The 17,918-nt window shown below is 46.1% G+C and carries 15 protein-coding genes and 2 tRNA genes; 2 read left to right on the forward strand and 15 right to left on the reverse strand.

What is annotated here, in order from left to right:
- Position 1: 1 nt before the first annotated feature.
- From GPK58_RS01665 to GPK58_RS01685, 5 genes are all read right to left on the reverse strand, one after another.
- On the reverse strand, positions 2-2,119 hold the full coding sequence (locus GPK58_RS01665; RefSeq protein ID WP_110102533.1) for a glutamine synthetase III family protein: 2,118 nt from the start codon (positions 2,117-2,119) through the stop codon (positions 2-4).
- Between the two features lie 93 nt (positions 2,120-2,212).
- Complete coding sequence (locus GPK58_RS01670) at positions 2,213-3,178, reverse strand: diacylglycerol/lipid kinase family protein (RefSeq protein ID WP_059085348.1); 966 nt, start codon at positions 3,176-3,178, stop codon at positions 2,213-2,215.
- 179 nt (positions 3,179-3,357) lie between these two features.
- Positions 3,358-3,431 (reverse strand) — tRNA-Met (locus GPK58_RS01675).
- Positions 3,432-3,447: 16 nt separating this feature from the next.
- Positions 3,448-3,520: transfer RNA gene (locus tag GPK58_RS01680), tRNA-Val, on the reverse strand.
- Positions 3,521-3,888: 368 nt separating this feature from the next.
- Positions 3,889-7,644 carry a phosphoribosylformylglycinamidine synthase gene (locus GPK58_RS01685; RefSeq protein ID WP_215638097.1) on the reverse strand — a complete coding sequence of 1,252 codons (3,756 nt, stop codon included), beginning with the start codon at positions 7,642-7,644 and terminating at the stop codon, positions 3,889-3,891.
- A 154-nt stretch (positions 7,645-7,798) separates the two neighbouring features.
- Here GPK58_RS01685 and GPK58_RS01690 point away from each other — a divergent pair, with 154 nt between their 5' ends.
- A complete protein-coding gene (locus tag GPK58_RS01690) occupies positions 7,799-8,677 on the forward strand; it encodes a LysR family transcriptional regulator (protein WP_021650784.1) in 879 nt (292 codons plus the stop codon).
- Between the two features lie 167 nt (positions 8,678-8,844).
- Here GPK58_RS01690 and GPK58_RS01695 read toward each other — a convergent pair whose 3' ends face one another.
- The 3 genes from GPK58_RS01695 to GPK58_RS01705 form a co-directional block, all read right to left on the reverse strand.
- Entirely contained in the window at positions 8,845-9,681 is an 837-nt protein-coding gene (locus tag GPK58_RS01695) for an Mrp/NBP35 family ATP-binding protein (RefSeq protein WP_015526958.1), read from the reverse strand.
- Positions 9,682-9,775: 94 nt separating this feature from the next.
- Positions 9,776-10,144, reverse strand: coding sequence for a metal-sensing transcriptional repressor (locus GPK58_RS01700; protein WP_118752591.1), 369 nt, complete (start codon positions 10,142-10,144; stop codon positions 9,776-9,778).
- Between the two features lie 14 nt (positions 10,145-10,158).
- A complete protein-coding gene (locus GPK58_RS01705; protein WP_015526956.1) occupies positions 10,159-10,386 on the reverse strand; it encodes a hypothetical protein in 228 nt (75 codons plus the stop codon).
- 173 nt (positions 10,387-10,559) lie between these two features.
- On the opposite strand from GPK58_RS01705, the gene GPK58_RS01710 reads away from it, so the two are divergent.
- The gene (locus GPK58_RS01710) at positions 10,560-11,132 is read left to right on the forward strand and encodes a xanthine phosphoribosyltransferase (protein WP_015526955.1); all 573 of its coding nucleotides are present in this window, start codon (positions 10,560-10,562) and stop codon (positions 11,130-11,132) included.
- Positions 11,133-11,227: 95 nt separating this feature from the next.
- On the opposite strand, the gene GPK58_RS01715 is transcribed toward GPK58_RS01710, so the two are convergent.
- From GPK58_RS01715 to GPK58_RS01745, 7 genes are all read right to left on the reverse strand, one after another.
- Positions 11,228-12,619 (reverse strand): substrate-binding domain-containing protein, encoded by a 1,392-nt coding sequence (locus tag GPK58_RS01715; RefSeq protein ID WP_215638098.1) that lies wholly within the window; start codon positions 12,617-12,619, stop codon positions 11,228-11,230.
- A 13-nt stretch (positions 12,620-12,632) separates the two neighbouring features.
- Complete coding sequence (locus GPK58_RS01720) at positions 12,633-13,250, reverse strand: WYL domain-containing protein (RefSeq protein ID WP_215638099.1); 618 nt, start codon at positions 13,248-13,250, stop codon at positions 12,633-12,635.
- Positions 13,251-13,259: 9 nt separating this feature from the next.
- On the reverse strand, positions 13,260-13,988 hold the full coding sequence (locus GPK58_RS01725) for a type 1 glutamine amidotransferase (RefSeq protein ID WP_215638100.1): 729 nt from the start codon (positions 13,986-13,988) through the stop codon (positions 13,260-13,262).
- Positions 13,985-15,319: a MurT ligase domain-containing protein gene (locus GPK58_RS01730; protein ID WP_215638101.1), complete on the reverse strand. Its 1,335-nt coding sequence runs from the start codon at positions 15,317-15,319 to the stop codon at positions 13,985-13,987. The genes GPK58_RS01725 and GPK58_RS01730 overlap by 4 nt, the downstream gene beginning before the upstream one ends.
- Positions 15,320-15,349: 30 nt before the next feature.
- A complete protein-coding gene (locus GPK58_RS01735) occupies positions 15,350-16,054 on the reverse strand; it encodes a phosphatidylinositol-specific phospholipase C/glycerophosphodiester phosphodiesterase family protein (RefSeq protein WP_242981842.1) in 705 nt (234 codons plus the stop codon).
- Between the two features lie 379 nt (positions 16,055-16,433).
- Complete coding sequence (locus GPK58_RS01740; protein WP_215638102.1) at positions 16,434-17,174, reverse strand: LytR/AlgR family response regulator transcription factor; 741 nt, start codon at positions 17,172-17,174, stop codon at positions 16,434-16,436.
- A 198-nt stretch (positions 17,175-17,372) separates the two neighbouring features.
- Positions 17,373-17,909 (reverse strand): bL17 family ribosomal protein, encoded by a 537-nt coding sequence (locus tag GPK58_RS01745; protein ID WP_021976084.1) that lies wholly within the window; start codon positions 17,907-17,909, stop codon positions 17,373-17,375.
- Positions 17,910-17,918 lie beyond the last annotated feature (9 nt).

Here is a 17,918-nt window from a genome sequence, read left to right on the forward strand (position 1 = left end):
ATCATACCTCAAAGATCAGATCACCGTAGGATGGCATCGGCCACATATCTTTATCTACGATCATCTCAAGCTCGTCTACAGGTTTTCTTAAAGCCTGCATTGCCGGTACCACGCTCTCTCTGAAGAATACAGCACGGTCACGTCCCTCTTCATGGGATTCCGACTCAGCGATCAGTCCGGAAAGCTTATCCATAGCTGTCTTGGTCTCAGCAAGAAGTGCGGAGGATTTTTCCAGAAGACTTGTCTGTACACTGACATCAAGCGCTGCGCTCACTGCTTTCACAGAATTGATGGACTCTGCAAGAACCGTTGTATAACGGATCACTGCCGGGATGATCTGCTTGGTAGCTACATCCACCATGGTCTTGGCCTCAATGTTGATAGCCTTTGCATAGCCTTCATACTGGATCTCTGCTCTGGACTCAAGCTCTGCTCTTGTAAATACATTAAAGGATTCAAAAAGCTTCACAGCCTTATCTGTAGTCAGCGCAGGAATGGCATCTACCATGGACGGAAGGATCGGAAGTCCACGTCTCTTTGCCTCTGCCTCCCACTCCGGTGCATATCCGTTTCCGTTGAATACAATACGCTGATGCTGGATCGCATACTCCTTGATCAGGTCATGTACTGCAGTATCAAAATCGTCTGCTGCTTCCAGACGGTCGCATGCATCGCGGAATACTTCTGCTGCGATCGTGTTCAGAACTACGTTGCACTCGGAAATGGAATCACGGGAACCAACCATACGGAACTCAAATTTGTTTCCTGTGAACGCAAACGGTGATGTTCTGTTTCGGTCTGTAGCATCCTTCATAAAATCCGGAAGTGTCTTAACACCGGTATCCAGGATCTCGCCGGTCTTACTGTGTGTGGCGGTACCTGTGCTGATCAGCTGCTCCAGAACATCCTGAAGCTGCTCACCAAGGAATACGGAGATAACTGCCGGCGGTGCCTCGTTTCCTCCGAGACGTTCATCGTTTCCAACGTCTGCTGCAGACTCTCTCAGAAGATCTGCATGCTCATCAACGGCTTTCAGGATACAGGTGAGAACAAGAAGGAACTGGATATTCTCATGAGGAGTTTTTCCCGGCTCAAGAAGGTTGATCCCGTCATCCGTTGTCAGGGACCAGTTGTTGTGCTTACCGGAACCGTTAACTCCTGCAAACGGTTTCTCATGAAGCAGGCAGCGCATACCATGGCGGCTTGCAACTTTTTTGAGGATACGCATCATGATCTGGTTGTGATCTGCTGCAATATTTACCGGTGCGTAGATCGGTGCCAGCTCATGCTGTGCAGGTGCAACCTCATTGTGCTGTGTCTTTGCTGTTACGCCCAGCTTCCAGCACTCCTCGTTGACTTCCTTCATGTATGCGGAGATTCTCTGACGGATGGTTCCGAAATAGTGGTCATCCATCTCCTGTCCCTTCGGCGGCATAGCACCGAAAAGAGTTCTTCCTGTATAGATCAGGTCTTTTCTCTGGAGCCATTTCTCCTTATCAACCAGGAAATACTCCTGCTCAGCTCCAACGGAAGGAGTTACTTTTTTTGATGTTGTATTTCCGAAAAGACGAAGAAGTCGAAGCGCCTGTGTATTGACCGCTTCCATGGAACGAAGAAGCGGTGTTTTCTGGTCAAGCGCCTCTCCTGTGTAGGAGCAGAATGCTGTGGGGATACATAAGATCCCGCCGGCTGCGTCATGACGTACAAAGGCAGGTGATGTGCAATCCCATGTTGTATAGCCTCTTGCCTCGAATGTTGCACGAAGTCCTCCGGATGGAAATGAGGATGCATCCGGTTCACCCTTGATCAGCTCCTTGCCAGAAAAGCTTAAGAGTACCTTGCCGTCCTCTCTTGGCGCTGTGACAAATGCGTCATGTTTCTCGGCAGTAACACCTGTCAGCGGCTGAAACCAGTGACAATAATGAGTAGCACCTTTCTCAATAGCCCATTCCTTCATCTCATGTGCAACCACATCAGCGATCTCCATGGACAGCTCCTTACCCTCTTCTATTGTCTTTTTCAGTTCGCGGTATACCTTCTTCGGCAAACGGTCCTGCATAACAGAATCGTTAAATACATCGCAGCCAAAGATTTCCTTTACGTTGATATAATCTCCCATTTCTTCCTCCTTTTCGTTCCTGTATATCCAGTCTTTCTTATGAGGAAAGACATTTTCACCTCTGTATGATCACCTTGTCTTCGGATACTCGGATCATTCTTCGCTCTTCTGGGTAATCTCCTTGATCTCCTGCATTTTCTGGTTCAGCCGGCTTTTTTTCTGTTTCTTACTGCTGGTAAGATAAAGGTTCATGGCCTCATGAAGATTATCGATTTCCACACGGGTCTGATCTCCACCGAACTCTCCATCCAGCGTCCACGGAACAGCCTCCTCTGACTCTATCACAACATGCGCAGACTTAAAAGAATAGATCAGATCTGTATTATCCTCTGCAGTAAGAAGCGCAGTCATGATCTCCTGAAGCTCCAGCGGATTCTTCGGATTGGTGATCAGTGTCACCTCAAACAGTCCGTCATTCATATCCACGTTTTTTCCGGTAAGATTCTTAAATCCGCCTACAGATCTGGAATTGCTGATCATACCGTAGATAAAATCATTCTCCACTGTCAGCTCATCGGAGGTTACCTTCAGATGATAGGATTTCACCTCAAAAAGCTGCTTCATCCCTTCCAGCACATAGGCAACATGTCCCAGGATATTTTTCAGATCCTGGTCTGTCTCATAGGAAACATTGGTAAACAGTCCAAACGCAGCCACATAGGCAAATGTCTGGTTATTAAATTTACCGATGTCACAGTGATAGATCTGCTCCTCCATGATCATGGAGGCAGCTGCAGTCATACTCTTCGGCATAAACAGACTGTTGGCAAAATCATTGGTGCTTCCTGCAGGGATATACCCGATCGGTGTCTGGCTGCCCACTTCCACGATTCCGGTAACCACCTCATCCAGTGTACCGTCACCTCCACTGCAGGCGATCAGATCTACCTGATCTGCATATTCCTTCACCTGTTCATAAGCATCCTTCGGTCCCTGCGTGGCACGGATGATCACTTCGTACCCACCTTTATTAAAGATATCCACAATGTCCAGCAGATGCATCTTGATTCTTCCTTTTCCTGCTTTGGGGTTGAAAACAAAAAGCATTCTTTTTTTCACTATACAATCCTCATTTCCCGAAATGATTCGTTATGTCTATTCTTTTACTATGATAAAAAAAACGATGTAAAATGTCAATCTTAACTTTTCACATCTGGTCTTACCACAGGCAGCCGGAATTTTATAACAAAAAAAGTCCAAAAACCCAATAAAATTGAATCTTCAGACCTTTTGTTAAGTAGCGAGAGGGGGATTCGAACCCTCGACACCACGGGTATGAACCGTGTGCTCTAGCCAACTGAGCTATCTCGCCATATTCTTTTGTAACATGGGACCTATAGGGCTCGAACCTATGACCCTCTGCTTGTAAGGCAGATGCTCTCCCAGCTGAGCTAAGATCCCATAACAGTTGTTCGTCTTAGGAACTCTTCCGTTCCGCAACTCGCTTTGCTATTATATAATGGTTTGTGACTTGTGTCAACAGTTTTTTTCACTTTTTTTAATTTTTTAAAAAATATATGCTTTTTTGTATTTTTACAGTGGCAGGGAGGTCTGAAATCCCCTGCCACTGTAAGGATGTTATGGGCAAAGTATTGCCCATAACCTGATACTCCCGGATTGCTCCGCTGCACGCAGCTCACGCAATCCTCAAACATTCGGAATCCGCTAATTTACTACGTAAATTGCTACTTCCTCATGTTTGGCGGGGTCCAAGTTCAAAAGTCTTATCGTGCAAGCACGAACGACTTTTTGACCTTTTCCCCCTGGTATTATCTGAAGTACTCAACACCAGATTCGAAAATCTTGATATCCTGCTCTCCGTAGATATTGACAGCCACACCTGCGTCACGACGCTCACTGTGTGCCATCTTTCCGAGAACACGTCCATCCGGGCTTGTGATTCCCTCGATGTTCATATAAGAGCCGTTTACATTAAACTCACCCTCATATCCGGTCTCATCTACCGGTACATACTCCGTTGCGATCTGTCCGTTTTCCTTGAGTTTCTTCAGCCACTCATCGTTTGCGACAAAACGTCCCTCACCATGAGAAGCCGGATTACAGTATACGCCGCCAAGCTGTGCTTTCTGAAGCCATGGAGACTTGTTGCTGACAACCTTGGTGTAAACCATCTTGGATACGTGACGTCCGATGGTGTTGTAGGTCAGTGTCGGAGAATCCTCTTTCTGTCCACAGATCTCACCGTACGGTACCAGTCCCAGTTTGATCAGTGCCTGGAATCCGTTGCAGATACCAAGAGCAAGACCGTCACGCTCATTGAGGAGCTTCATAACTGCCTCCTTGATCTTCTCGTTCTGGAACGCGGTAGCAAAGAATTTCGCGGATCCATCCGGCTCATCTCCGGCTGAGAAGCCGCCCGGGAACATGATCATCTGTGCCTGATCGATGGCTTTCTCAAAGAGCTCTACAGAATCATGGATATCTTCTGCTGTAAGGTTCTTGAATACCTTTACGTCTACCTCGGCGCCTGCTCTCTCAAATGCACGGGTGCTGTCATACTCGCAGTTTGTTCCAGGGAATACCGGAATAAATACACGCGGTTTTGCAACCTTATGTTTGCATACATAGATGCTGTCTGCTTTGTAAAGGGAACCGTCATCTGCCTTGACGTCCTCGGTTCCTGCTGCTGTTTTAAATACATTCTCCAGAGTTCCTTCCCATGTGGAAAGCGCCTCTTTCAGAGTGATCTCTGTATCACCGTAGGTGAACTTCGCATTATCCGTAACCTCACCGATCACAGTATAGGTAATGGCAAGCTCACCGACTTTTCCATCCGGAACCTCACAGATGATATCGCCGAATGCCGGAGCAAAGAAATCTCTTGGATCAAGGTTATGCTCGATCTTTACACCCATGCCGTTACCAAAGGCCATCTTGCTGACTGCGGCAGCGATTCCATGACGGTCAAGTGCATATGCGGAGATCACACGGCCTGCCTGGATATCCTGATGTAATTTATCATACTGCTCCATAAGAGCCGGGTAATCCGGAAGATCATAGGAATCCTTCGGTGCACGGAGCCATACCAGCTTGCTTCCTGCTTTTTTGAGCTCCGGTGTGATCACATCTTTTACCTTTGCAACATCCACTGCGAAGGACACCAGTGTCGGAGGAACATCAATGTCATTGAAGGTTCCGGACATACTGTCCTTACCGCCGATGGAAGGAAGGCCGAATCCGATCTGTGCCGCATAAGCGCCAAGCAGTGCGGAGAACGGCTGGCTCCATCTCTTAGGATCTTCTGTCATACGACGGAAGTATTCCTGGAAGGTGAAACGGATCTTCTTATAGTCACCACCGGTTGCAACGATCTTGGCAACAGACTCGGTTACTGCGTAGGCAGCTCCATGATACGGACTCCATGAGGAAAGGTATGGATCAAAGCCGTAGCTCATCATGGTAACAGTCTCTGTTTTTCCGTTCTGTACCGGAACCTTTGCAACCATGGACTGTGTCTCTGTCAGCTGATATTTGCCACCGTGAGGCATAAATACACTGCCTGCGCCGATGGAGCCGTCAAACATCTCCACAAGACCCTTCTGTGAGCATACATTCAGGTCAGCAAGAGTATCCATCCATTTTTTCTTTACATCTGTTACATCCGGACGTTCCTCGAAAAGATTTCCGTCCTTTGACGGGATCTCAACCTCAACGGAGGTCTCCTGATGTGCACCGTTGGTATCCAGGAATGCACGGGAGATATTTACGATCTCTTTTCCTCTCCAGTTAAGGACAAGGCGTGGCTCCTCCGTTACAACTGCAACCGGAATTGCCTCGAGATTCTCTTCATTTGCAAATTTCAGGAAAGTATCCACATCTTTCGGGTCAACTACAACAGCCATACGCTCCTGAGACTCAGAGATGGCGATCTCAGTGCCGTCAAGACCTGCGTATTTTTTCGGAACCTTGTCGAGGTCGATCTGAAGTCCCGGTGCCAGCTCGCCGATGGCAACGGAAACACCGCCTGCGCCGAAGTCGTTACATTTCTTGATGATATGGCTGACTTCCTCTCTGCGGAACATTCTCTGGATCTTACGCTCGGTAGGCGCGTTACCTTTCTGCACCTCAGCGCCGCAGACCTCGATGGAAGCCTCTGTGTGGACCTTGGAGGAACCGGTTGCACCGCCGATACCGTCACGGCCGGTACGTCCGCCAAGAAGGATGATGATATCTCCAGGGTCGGAATTTTCACGGATAACCGCACGTCTCGGAGCCGCACCCATAACCGCACCGATCTCCATACGTTTTGCAACGTAGTCCGGATGATAGATTTCTTTTACAGCACCGGTTGCAAGACCGATCTGGTTTCCGTAGGAGCTGTAGCCGTGGGCTGCGCTGCGGACAAGCTTCTTCTGCGGAAGTTTACCCTTCAGAGTTTCCTTTACGGATACGGTAGGATCTGCTGCACCTGTCACACGCATTGCCTGGTATACATAGGTACGTCCGGAAAGCGGATCACGGATGGCTCCGCCAAGGCAGGTTGCCGCACCACCAAAAGGCTCGATCTCCGTCGGATGGTTGTGTGTCTCGTTCTTGAAGTTGATCAGCCACTCTTCTTCTTTCCCGTCCACGTCCACCGGTACCACGATACTGCAGGCATTGATCTCATCAGACTCTTCCTGGTCTGCAAGCTTGCCTTCTGCTTTCAGTTTCTTCATTGCCATAAGTGCAAGATCCATCAGGCAGACAAACTTATCATCACGGCCCTTGTACATATCCTTATGGGCATCCAGATATTCTTTGTATGTTTTTTCAATAGGAGTCTTATAATCACCTTCGTCAAACTTCACGCTGGTAAGCTCTGTGGAGAAAGTAGTATGACGGCAATGATCAGACCAATAGGTATCCAGAACACGGATTTCTGTCATAGAAGGATCGCGTTTCTCTTCATTTCTGAAATAATTCTGGATATGCTGGAAGTCCTTAAATGTCATGGCGAGGTTCAGAGAAGCGTACAGCTCCTTCAGATCAGCCTCAGCCATATCCTTGAATCCGTCAAAAATCTTCACATTCTCAGGATCCGGGAATACTGTTACCAGTGTTTCCGGCTTCTCAAGACCTGTCTCACGGGAATCCACAGGGTTGATGCAGTGATGTTTGATCGCCTCAAACTCTGCATCTGTAACGTTTCCTTCGATTACATAAGTAGTTGCTGAACGGATGATCGGTGCTGCATTCTCATCCAGGAACTGTACACACTGCACTGCAGAATCGGCTCTCTGGTCAAACTGTCCGGGAAGGAATTCTACGGAAAATACACGTGCGCCCTCTGCCACATCAAATTTTTCAAGATACAGATCATCTACCGGCGGCTCTGCAAATACGGTCTTGCAGGCTTTCTCAAATACTTCATCGGAGATATTCTCCACGTCATAACGGATCAGCTCACGGACTGCTGTCACAGTGCTGATACCAAGATAATGTTTGATCTCATGTTTCAGTTCCTTTGCTTTTACTGCAAAGGCAGGTTTCTTTTCTACATACACACGTCTTACGTTGCTCATAGAAGGCTCCTTTCTCTATATCCGATAATAAGGATGGTAAACGTGCAGAAAGCATTTCAGTCTTTCTTTTCTGCTGAAAATATAGTATCATAGGAAATATCATTAGTAAAATTAATATATCTTATATCATTTATAAGCGGAGGATTTTTCACATATGGATATCAATCTTGAACTTTACAAAGTGTTTTATTACGTGGCCACGACGCTGAGCTTTTCGGAGGCTTCCAGACAGCTTTTTATCTCACAGTCTGCAGTAAGCCAGGCCGTCAAAAACCTTGAAAAAAAGCTGGGCCATACTCTGTTTGTGCGCAGTACCAAACGGGTCATCCTGACTCCGGAGGGAGAGCTTCTCCTCCAGCATGTAAAGCCGGCCCTTTCCATGCTCAACGAAGGAGAGGCTGTCCTTTCCGGAGAAGGAAATCTTACCGGTCAGCTGCGGATCGGTGCCAGCGATACTCTGTGCCGCTATTTTCTCATCCCCTATCTCCGCCGTTTCCACAAGGATCATCCGGAGGTACGGATCAAGATCATCAACAGTACCTCCATCGGATGTGCGGAGCTTCTGGAAAACGGCCAGGCTGAGCTGATCGTCACCAACTACCCGAATTCCCGGCTTTCAGCCCACACCAAGCTTCAGACTGTGCTGGAATTCCGGGATATCTTCGTGGCAAATCCGGACTATTTCACCATGGGCAAATCGCCTCTTTCCATGGAAAATCTTCTGGATTATCCCATCCTGATGCTCGCTCCAAAGAGTACCACCAGCGAATATCTTCATCAGGTGTTTGCAGCCCAGGGACTGAAACTGCTGCCTGAGGTTGAACTGAACAGCAACGATCTGCTGATCGATCTTGCAGAGATCGGACTTGGTATTGCCTGTATCCCGGATTATATGCTCCGCAACCGTCCGGGTCTGGAACCTGTCCATCTGAAAACACCTCTGCCCGCAAGAAGTGCCGTGATCGCTCATCATGAAGCACTGCAGCTTTCCCAGGCTGCCCAGTGCTTTCTTAAATATTTTTCCCAGATCTGATACGATCAAGTTCCTTCCGCTTACTGCTTTTCGCGATCGAAGCAGGATACTTCCCTGATTCAGTAAAAAAGCCACCAGAATCTGCCATAAGATTATTACGATCCTTATGTACTCAATTCCGGTGGTCTTTTCTGTTATTGATATCGGTCAGATATTATTCTTATTACTTACGCTTCAGCCTTCGGCATCACGTCTGCTGCCGCAGTGATATACTCATTCTCGATCTTACTGAACAGACCGCTGTCTGCAAGCTCTGCAAGCTTCACGTCAATCGGCATCTTGCCCAGGACCGGAACCTTCAGTTCTGCAGCGATCTCATCGATATGGCTCTCGCCAAAGACCTTGATCTCTTTTCCGCAGTCCGGACATTTCACATAGCTATAGTTCTCCACGATTCCAAGGACCGGAACCTTCATCATATCAGCCATGTTATAGGCCTTCTTGACGATCATGCGGACCAGATCCTGCGGAGAAGTAACGATCACGACACCCTCGATCGGCAGGGACTGGAATACTGTCAGCGGAACATCTCCGGTTCCTGGCGGCATATCTACAAAAAGATAATCCAATTCACCCCAGATCACATCACTCCAGAACTGTTTTACCATATTTGCAAGGACCGGACCTCTCCAGATCACCGGTGTCTCCTCATCCGGGAGAAGAAGGTTTACAGACATAACCTCGATTCCGTTTGCAGTTGGCATCGGATAGATCCCATTGTCACTGCCCTGTGCATTGCCCTTGATGCCATACATCTTCGGGATGGACGGACCGGTGATATCAGCATCCATAATGCCCACTTTATATCCCTTGGAAGCCATCAGGTTTGCCAGGGAGCCTGTTACGAAGGATTTACCCACGCCTCCCTTTCCGCTGACAACTCCGATCACATGTTTTACGTCAGAAAAAACGTTTGGTTCTGCCATGAGGCTCTGGGGCTGTTTCTGTCCGCAGCCTTCACAGCTTGATTTGTTGCAGGATGTATTGCTACACTCTTTTGCCATAATAGATTCCTCTCATTCTTTGTATTTACACAGACAGAACTGGCTCTCTGTCCGTATATTTTTCTCATTCACGATCTCTCATGAACTCCTTACCTTACTTCATAAATCTGTCGATCGCTTTTTCCAGTTCCTTGATAGCATCCCTGTCTCCATGCTCCACTGCATCCACGATGCAGTGTTCTATATGATCCTGCAGGATGATCTTGCCTGTATTATTGATCGCAGATTTTACGGCTGACAGCTGGATCAGCACTTCGCTGCAGTCACGTCCTTCCTCCACCATACGCTTAATGGATTCCATATGCCCGATGGCCCTGGAAAGTCTGTTGAGTACGGCCTTGGTCTGTGCGTGGCTGTGATGATGAGGATGTGTGCCATCGTGAGTATGCACATGTTCCTGATCCCCGTGGGTATGTTCAAGAACGGTTCCATCCTCGAGAACGTGCACATGTGTTTCTTTCATGTGTATTTCCTCCTTCAGATCTCCGTGAAAGAACAGCGCTGCCGGATCATAGATGTCTGAATGTCAAAAATGATGGTTCCGTCTTCCAGTACTGTCTTCTCGTAGGAGACATCCTTCCCCTGAAATTTCTGTTTCACATACGCTTCCGGATCTGCAATCTCCACTTCTTCCACAAATACATCACGCATCTGATTTCTCGGACATTTGTTAAAAATTTCCCAGATTACTTCGTACTCTTTCATCTGTGCCTGTTCCTTTCTTAGTCATCCTATCCATTATAATAATTTTATGTTTTTTTGTCAAAAATAATTGCACTCACGCAAATATTGTCGTATGATACATATTAAAAATATTACTGCTCTGTCCGTGGGCAGTAAACATATATTAATGTGATAAATCAAAGGAGATAAATTTCATGCAGCTTTTAAAAGACAGAATTCTGACAGACGGCGTAGTAAAAGAAGGAAATATTTTAAAAGTGGACAGCTTCCTGAATCATCAGATGGATATTGACCTGATCAACGAGGTCGGCAAAGAATTCAAGAAACGTTTTGACCACTGTCCAATCACCAAGATCCTTACCATCGAGGCTTCCGGTATCGGTATTGCCTGTATTGCGGCACAGTATTTCCATGTACCGGTTGTATTTGCCAAGAAAGCACAGAGTGTGAACCTTGACGGCGAGATGTACACCACCAAGGTAGAGTCTTTCACCCACAAGAAAGTTTACGATGTGATCCTTTCCAAGAAATTTCTCGGACCGGAAGATCACGTACTCCTGATCGATGATTTTCTTGCCAATGGCTGTGCACTTCTCGGTCTGATCGACATCGTTAAGAAATCCGGCGCAACTCTTGAAGGAGCCGGAATCGTTATCGAAAAAGGCTTCCAGTCCGGCGGACAGACCATCCGTGACATGGGTATCCATCTGGAATCCCTTGCTATCATTGATTCCATTGCTGATGGCAAACTTACTTTCCGTGAATAAGATTTATCATAAAAAATACTCCTGGAAACTTATATACATTGTTTCCGGGAGTATTTTTATTTTTATCACAGCCAGATCATGATATCATTTCTGATCTATGCATCTGCACCCTTTTCCGCTTTCTCTGAAGGTGTCGGAGTTACTGTTTCCTCCGGTGTCGGTGTTCCGGAAATTTCCGTTTCTTCCTTTTCCGATGAAGCCGATGCAGCTTCCGGTGTATTTTCATCTATATCCGGTTCTTCCGTCACCGTAGCTTCCGATGTCACTGTCGGCGTTGGTGTGGCAGTTGCCTCCGGCATGATCTCTTTTTCTTCATAATATCCGTCATCCACAAGCATCTGATAATTATCTGCATCGATCAGCTGGATATCACTGGTCACAGTTCCCACGATCTTGGTCCCATTGTCATACTGCTCATAATCGGAGATCTCCGGCTTCTCCCCTTTCAGAAGAGCATCCACCATCGTCACACAGTCATTTGCCAGTACACGGTTATCAAACAGCAGATCATCCTCAATCTTTCCCTGGATCACAGCGGTCACTGCTTCTGCCTCACAGCCGCCTCCTGTGATCATAGGCCAGCCATCCTCTCCAGACACATGTCCTGCATCCTCCAGGGCATCCACAGCCCCAAGTGCAAGGTCATCAGCACCTGTGCAGATAATATCCGGCGCACCCTCTGTATAATTCTGAGAAAGGATCTCCGCCATATCATTCTTTGCGGTATTTCTTCCGGAACGCATCACTGCAGTATCATCAAAGGTCAGCTTTCCTGAAGTACATACCAGTGTTCCGTCGTCGAAATATTCCTGAAGCTTCTCCATCACGCCATTATAAAAGAACAGTGCGTCACGATCATCCGGAGAGCCCATAAGGAACTCAATGGTCAGAGTTTTCTTTTCTTCCCGGGCTTTCTCCAGATCCATTTTTTTTATGATGGAATCTCCCACCATTTTTCCGGCTTTTCTTGTATTAAAGGTAACATAATAGTTGACCTTATCTGTATCCATGATCAGCTGATCGTAAGAAATCACAGGGATAGATTTCTCATACACCTGCTCCAGCACATCGTTCAGGCTGTACGCATCTGAAGGTGCGATGACAAGTGCAGAAAGCTCTTCATCGTCCAGAATGGACTGGATCTGTGATACCTGCGTATCACTGTCTTCATCTGCCCAAAATATCTCTGCATCATATCCATCATCTTCCAGTGTATTCTGAAGAGTTTCTCCATCAGCAGACCAACGGGGATCATCTGCTGAGGAAGGCAGAAACACACCTACTTTCTTATCTGCTGCCGCAGTTTCTTTTGCTTCTTCTTTTTCTTCTTCCTCTGCATCATTGCTGTTTTTGGCTTTTCCTTCCGGGTCTTCAGACTCCACACTTTCATTGGCTGCCTCTGTCGCCTCTTTGTTTTTTCCACAGCCGGAAAAGGCTGCTGTAAAGACAAAAGCTCCCACAAGCAGGATTGCTGTTTTTTTCTTCATGATCAAATCTCTCCTATAAGCCTTTATAGTCCTTTGCCAGTGATTTCAGATAGTCTCTGTAGGCGGCTGCAGATTTCTTGGGTTTCAGGATACGTACACTGCCGCCCATCCCGGTCAGCCAGCCGTAGAATTTTCCATTTTCCGGAAACTCTGCAGTTACCGTCAGATCTCCGCTATCTTTCATCTTATATTCTGCATCTGTGCCGAAAAAGTCACGCACCTCCGCCTGTACAGCTCCGGTACAGAGAAGTTTTATTTCTTTTTTTATGGTTCCGGCTGAAGCCTCAAGAAGCTTCCGGTACCCTGCCACAGAGGTCTCATGAATATCTTTAGTTTCATGAATCTCCTTAGCTTCCGCAGTCAGCCCGGGTTCTTCAGACGGCTGTTCCTCTCCGGCACTCTCACCGGCAAGATAATACCCACCCGGCCGTTCTCTTGTATAACGGATATCCATTCCAAAAGAACGTAATACCTCCACATCATCATAAATGCTCTTTCGCTCTGCACGGATTCCCTGTTTCTCAAGATTCTCAAGGATCTTCTGCATAGATATTACCCGATGCTCCCCTGTTTCCCGCAGCATTTTTTCAAGGTACAGGATCTTCGCCTTCTGATTGTTTGATTTTGCCATACTGCCCTCTTATCCTTCGTTTTTTACAAAGCGATGGAAAATATAGGAGTTTGCCTCCTGTTCCTCGCTGTCATCCAGTTTCTCAAGTTCGATCTTTTTACCGTATTTCTTTTCCAGTGCACGGCTGATCAGAAGATCTGCAAGCTGCGGGTTCTTGGGAAGAAGCGGTCCGTGAAGATACGTACCGATCACATTTTTGTATACAACCCCTTCCTCACCGGATTGTCCGTCATTTCCGTATCCTGACAGAACCTTTCCCAGGGATCTGTTGTTTCCGATGGTGGTACGCCCTCCATGATTTTCAAAACCTACGATGGGCATATCAAAAAGAGCGCTCTGCATCACAATATTTCCAATAAGGCGGCCTTTTCCCTGCTCAGTGCTCATATCTACAAGCTTCAGACCCTCGATCATTCCCTGATCCGTCTTATAATAATTTCCAAGGAGCTGATACCCTCCACAGATTGCGATCACAACTCCATTGTCTTCCACATACGCCTTGAAATCCTTCTGGATTTCCTTCAGCTTTTCACATACCAGCATCTGTTCTCTGTCGGAGCCACCGCCAAGAAGTACGATATCCAGTTTGGAAAAATCGATTCTGTCATCCAGTTCATAAGCTATGGTTTCTGCCTCGATTCCTCTCCAGAGACAGCGCTTCATCAGACACTGGATATTTCCTCTGTCACCGTAAAGGTTCAGAAGATCCGGATATAAATGCCCTATCGTTATCTTCATTTCTCACCCTCCAGTTTCTTCAGGATATTTCTGGTGCCAAACAGCGCCGTATAATTTACAAGTACATAAAGATTGCCGCATCCATCCCCGATTCGTTTGCGGATGGCTGTCTCCACATCATTTTCCAGTATGGACGGGATATCCACATATTTCAGACGGAGGCGCATATCCTGACACCGGATACCACTGACTGTGATGGAATTGATATTGTCCCCTCCGAAAAGATCAAAATCCACATCCCAGAGCCAGGAGATATCTTTTCCATCCTGTGCATTATCATTGATCACAATGATGATATCCTTTGGTGATCCGTCCTGCATCACAGCTGAAATGTTCTGGTTAAAACCGGCCGGATTCTTGGCAAGATTCAGAACAACACTGGTGCCCTTGATCCGAAACTGTTCATTGCGTCCGTTTTCCGGATTAAACTTCCGGAGCATCTCATTAAAATGCTCCGCCTTAAAGCCTGCGGTACGAATTCCCGCATAGGCAGCCAGAATATTATACACATTATAGAATCCCTTATAATTGGCCACGATCCGTTTATCCTCCACTGTAAAGGCAATCTGATCATTCACCTTCACATCTGTGGCATCAAAGTCGATCTCCGGACGTTTAAAGCCGCATTTCGGACATCTGTAGTCTCCCAGCTGACTGTAATGATAGAAGCTGTAGATCAGCCTTTCTCCACAGCACTTACAGAACCGGCCCTCACGGATCTCGTTTGTTTTGTTCTCGATCACCGGTTTGCTGATCCCGTAGGTTACAAAAGGATTTCCGCAGTCCATGGCAAGATATGCAGACAGTGCATCATCACCATTGACAATGACCTTCATATCCGGAACCTTTTTCATCATTTCTTCCAGGATGTTCATAGTGATATCGATCTCGCCATAACGGTCCAGCTGATCACGGAACAGATTGGTCATAACCATATAATCCGGTCTGATCCTTGTGAACACATGTCTTGTGGATGCCTCATCCACCTCGATACAGGCATAATCCGCATCCAGTTTTCCGCTGAATTTTGCCCCCAATACAAAGGCTGCCACAACTCCGTTGAGCATGTTGGAACCGGTATGATTGCAGATGACCTTTTTTCCCTCTGCCTCAAGGCCTGCGCACAGCATGTTATTGGTTGTGGTCTTTCCGTTGGTTCCGCATACTACAAATATTTTTTCTCTTACCTGAGAAGAAAGCTCTTCCAGGATATCCGGACAGATCTTCATCGCGACCTTACCGGCCCAGGTCACACCCTGCCGGCCCATAAGCTTACAGACATGTCCTGTGATCTTTGCTGCCATCACAGCAATGGTTGTTCTTATTTTCATAATCTTCTGATTCCTTTGTTTTTATTTCTCTTACCACAGATCTTCCGCTGTCAGGAAATCGGTACAGATTCCTTCTGCTCCCTGCGAAATGTATCTTCTGGCCTGGTCACGGTCATTGACCGTATAAACATACAGACTGATCCCGTTTTTTTCAAAGATCTTCTCCGTTTCTTCTGACCAATACTCCCAGTATACTGTTGCTGCCGGAATTCCCTTTTCTTTACAGAAGGATGCAATATACTCCAGCTCTTCCACAGAATACTCCTGCCACAGTGAATATACATAGGAAGGAAAAGAATAGAGCATGGCCGTTCCGGGAAACATTGCTTCATTGTAGATTTCCGGAATGATCCGATCCAGCGTCTCACCGGCACCTGCATTCCTGGCAATTTCCACATAATCACTGTAATCCTCCAGTGTTCTCTGATAATTGCGAAGAGAATACTGTTTGGAATCGATCAGCACATATGCATCCGGATAATCTTTCAGAAGAAGGAAAAAATCCTCCAGTGTCATGGGGGTGTATTTCCCATATATTTTACTTTGTCTGAATTCCTTTTCTGTAAGGACTTTTTTTCCGTTGCCATCCCACTGTCCCATGGGATCGTTCCAGTTATGCCTGCAGACCCATACTCCATCGGATGTCCTGGAAAGATCCAATTCAAAAAGACGAACTCCCTGTTCATACATGAACAGAAATCCCTCTCTGGAATTCAGGTAATCCTTTCCGTCCATACCTCCCAGAGCATGTGCAATGGTCCTGTAGTCCTTCCAGCTAAATCCTCCTGATGTATTCCGGGCAGTTTCTGTTTCCGGGAAACTACCTCCCAGAAGAAAAAGTGATACAAACAGTATTTCCAATGTCAGTATAAAACGTCGCATCATCTCAGGCAACAAAAAAATGCACAAGACGTAAAGGAAAACATTTCCTCGCTGCTTTCCTTTTTATCTTCTGCAAATTTATCATATCCGGGAACCTGTCCCAAATCATTCCTATATTGTTTCTGTCCGGTAATACCAAAAGTCCCACCGACCATGTTTATCATCCTTTCGCATACGTGTAGTCGTATTTCATACATTACCGATTGTACGCTAAAAAAGGATAATAATCAAGTTAATCCTCTTCTTCCTCGTCATATTCCTGCTGAAGCCTCAGATATTCATCATATTTCTCGTGTGCATTCCGATTATAGGATCGGGAGATCGGTATTACATGCTCTCCGATATGGAAGCTGTCATTTTCAGCGCCTGTGACCCGTTCCATATTTACTATAAAGCTCTGATGACACCGCAAAAATGTACCGTCGTCAAGCTGTTTTTCGAAGTCTTTCAGCTTACCTCTGCACTGGAGTATACTTCCGTCTGTCCTATGGAAATTCACGATATGGAGACTGCTGGTAATATAGCTAACCTGACTGTAGCGTAAAGTATACACACGGGCACGATACTGAAAATGGATCACCCGCTCATCATTCCCGCCGCTAAGTCGCTTCTTCAGTGGTTCCATTACATATTCCAAAGTTTCTTCGGTTACAGGTTTCAGTAAATAGTTATATGCAAACAGGTCAAAAGCATTTCTGTAATATTCATCGCTTCTACTCATAAAAAGCACTGCCACTGACATTTCTTTTTCACGTATCTTCCGTATTGTTTCCAGTCCGTCTACTTTCTTTGAATCAATGTTCACAAAGATTGCATCATAAGGTTTCCTTTTCTTTTCCAATTCTTCCAATAAAAGCTCACCGCTTTTAAATATCCGAATTTCTGACCCTGGAACGATCCGCTCAAGCTGTTTGTGAAGTCTTCTCGCATCCGCCTGCATATCATCACAAATGGCAATGGTCATCATCGTCATATTTATGTATCCCCTTTTACTCCATCATTGTTACTTTTTGTTCTATATATTATACCATGATTTGTTATTCAAATTATGATATCTTAATGTAATTTATGGTCGAAAACCCACCATTTATGCATTTTTTCGAGTTTTTTGGAATATAAAAAAAGGACATCTGCATTTCTGCAAATGTCCTTTAAATCGGTCAGAAGTAAATTATACAAGCTCGATAAGAACTTCCATTGCTGCATCGCCTTTACGCTGTCCGATCTTAACGATTCTTGTGTAACCACCGTTACGATCTGCGTATTTCGGAGCGATCTCGCTGAACATCTTGTCAACCATGTCAACTTCTTTTGTATTTTTCTTTCTGCCAGCGCCCTTAGCAGGAACCTCTGTTACAGGATAGAAAACTTTCATCATCTCACGACGTGCATGAAGTCTGGAAGGAGCATCTTTCTTGATCTCTTTCTGAACTTCATCGTAAACTGTTTTCTTTTTGCCGTCTACGACTTCTTTTACACGTTTTCCGTCAGCATCTTTACGAGCAACCTTAGCTGTTACTGTAACTGTCTCGAAATTGTCTTTCTCACGTACAGCCATAGCGATAAGTCCCTCAGCGATCTTACGGATCTCTTTAGCCTTAGCTTCTGTTGTCACAATCTTTCCGTGATGAAGAAGGTTTGTAACCTGATTTCTGAGAAGTGCTTTTCTCTGGTTAGATGTTCTGCTTAATTTTCTATATTTTGCCATTTTATTATC

It is taken from the genome of Blautia sp. MCC270, assembly GCF_018785605.1.
Taxonomy (GTDB): domain Bacteria; phylum Bacillota; class Clostridia; order Lachnospirales; family Lachnospiraceae; genus Blautia_A; species Blautia_A fusiformis.

Coding starts and splice junctions, on each gene's coding strand:
- GPK58_RS01735 (WP_242981842.1), bottom strand. CDS start 16,054: ATGGACGGAAAGGATTACCTGAATTCCAGAGAGGGATTTCTGTTCATG.
- GPK58_RS01715 (WP_215638098.1), bottom strand. CDS start 12,619: ATGAAGAAAAAAACAGCAATCCTGCTTGTGGGAGCTTTTGTCTTTACA.
- GPK58_RS01665 (WP_110102533.1), bottom strand. CDS start 2,119: ATGGGAGATTATATCAACGTAAAGGAAATCTTTGGCTGCGATGTATTT.
- GPK58_RS01725 (WP_215638100.1), bottom strand. CDS start 13,988: ATGAAGATAACGATAGGGCATTTATATCCGGATCTTCTGAACCTTTAC.
- GPK58_RS01730 (WP_215638101.1), bottom strand. CDS start 15,319: ATGAAAATAAGAACAACCATTGCTGTGATGGCAGCAAAGATCACAGGA.
- GPK58_RS01685 (WP_215638097.1), bottom strand. CDS start 7,644: ATGAGCAACGTAAGACGTGTGTATGTAGAAAAGAAACCTGCCTTTGCA.
- GPK58_RS01690 (WP_021650784.1), top strand. CDS start 7,799: ATGGATATCAATCTTGAACTTTACAAAGTGTTTTATTACGTGGCCACG.
- GPK58_RS01695 (WP_015526958.1), bottom strand. CDS start 9,681: ATGGCAAAAGAGTGTAGCAATACATCCTGCAACAAATCAAGCTGTGAA.
- GPK58_RS01710 (WP_015526955.1), top strand. CDS start 10,560: ATGCAGCTTTTAAAAGACAGAATTCTGACAGACGGCGTAGTAAAAGAA.
- GPK58_RS01740 (WP_215638102.1), bottom strand. CDS start 17,174: ATGACGATGATGACCATTGCCATTTGTGATGATATGCAGGCGGATGCG.
- GPK58_RS01705 (WP_015526956.1), bottom strand. CDS start 10,386: ATGAAAGAGTACGAAGTAATCTGGGAAATTTTTAACAAATGTCCGAGA.
- GPK58_RS01720 (WP_215638099.1), bottom strand. CDS start 13,250: ATGGCAAAATCAAACAATCAGAAGGCGAAGATCCTGTACCTTGAAAAA.
- GPK58_RS01745 (WP_021976084.1), bottom strand. CDS start 17,909: ATGGCAAAATATAGAAAATTAAGCAGAACATCTAACCAGAGAAAAGCA.
- GPK58_RS01700 (WP_118752591.1), bottom strand. CDS start 10,144: ATGAAAGAAACACATGTGCACGTTCTCGAGGATGGAACCGTTCTTGAA.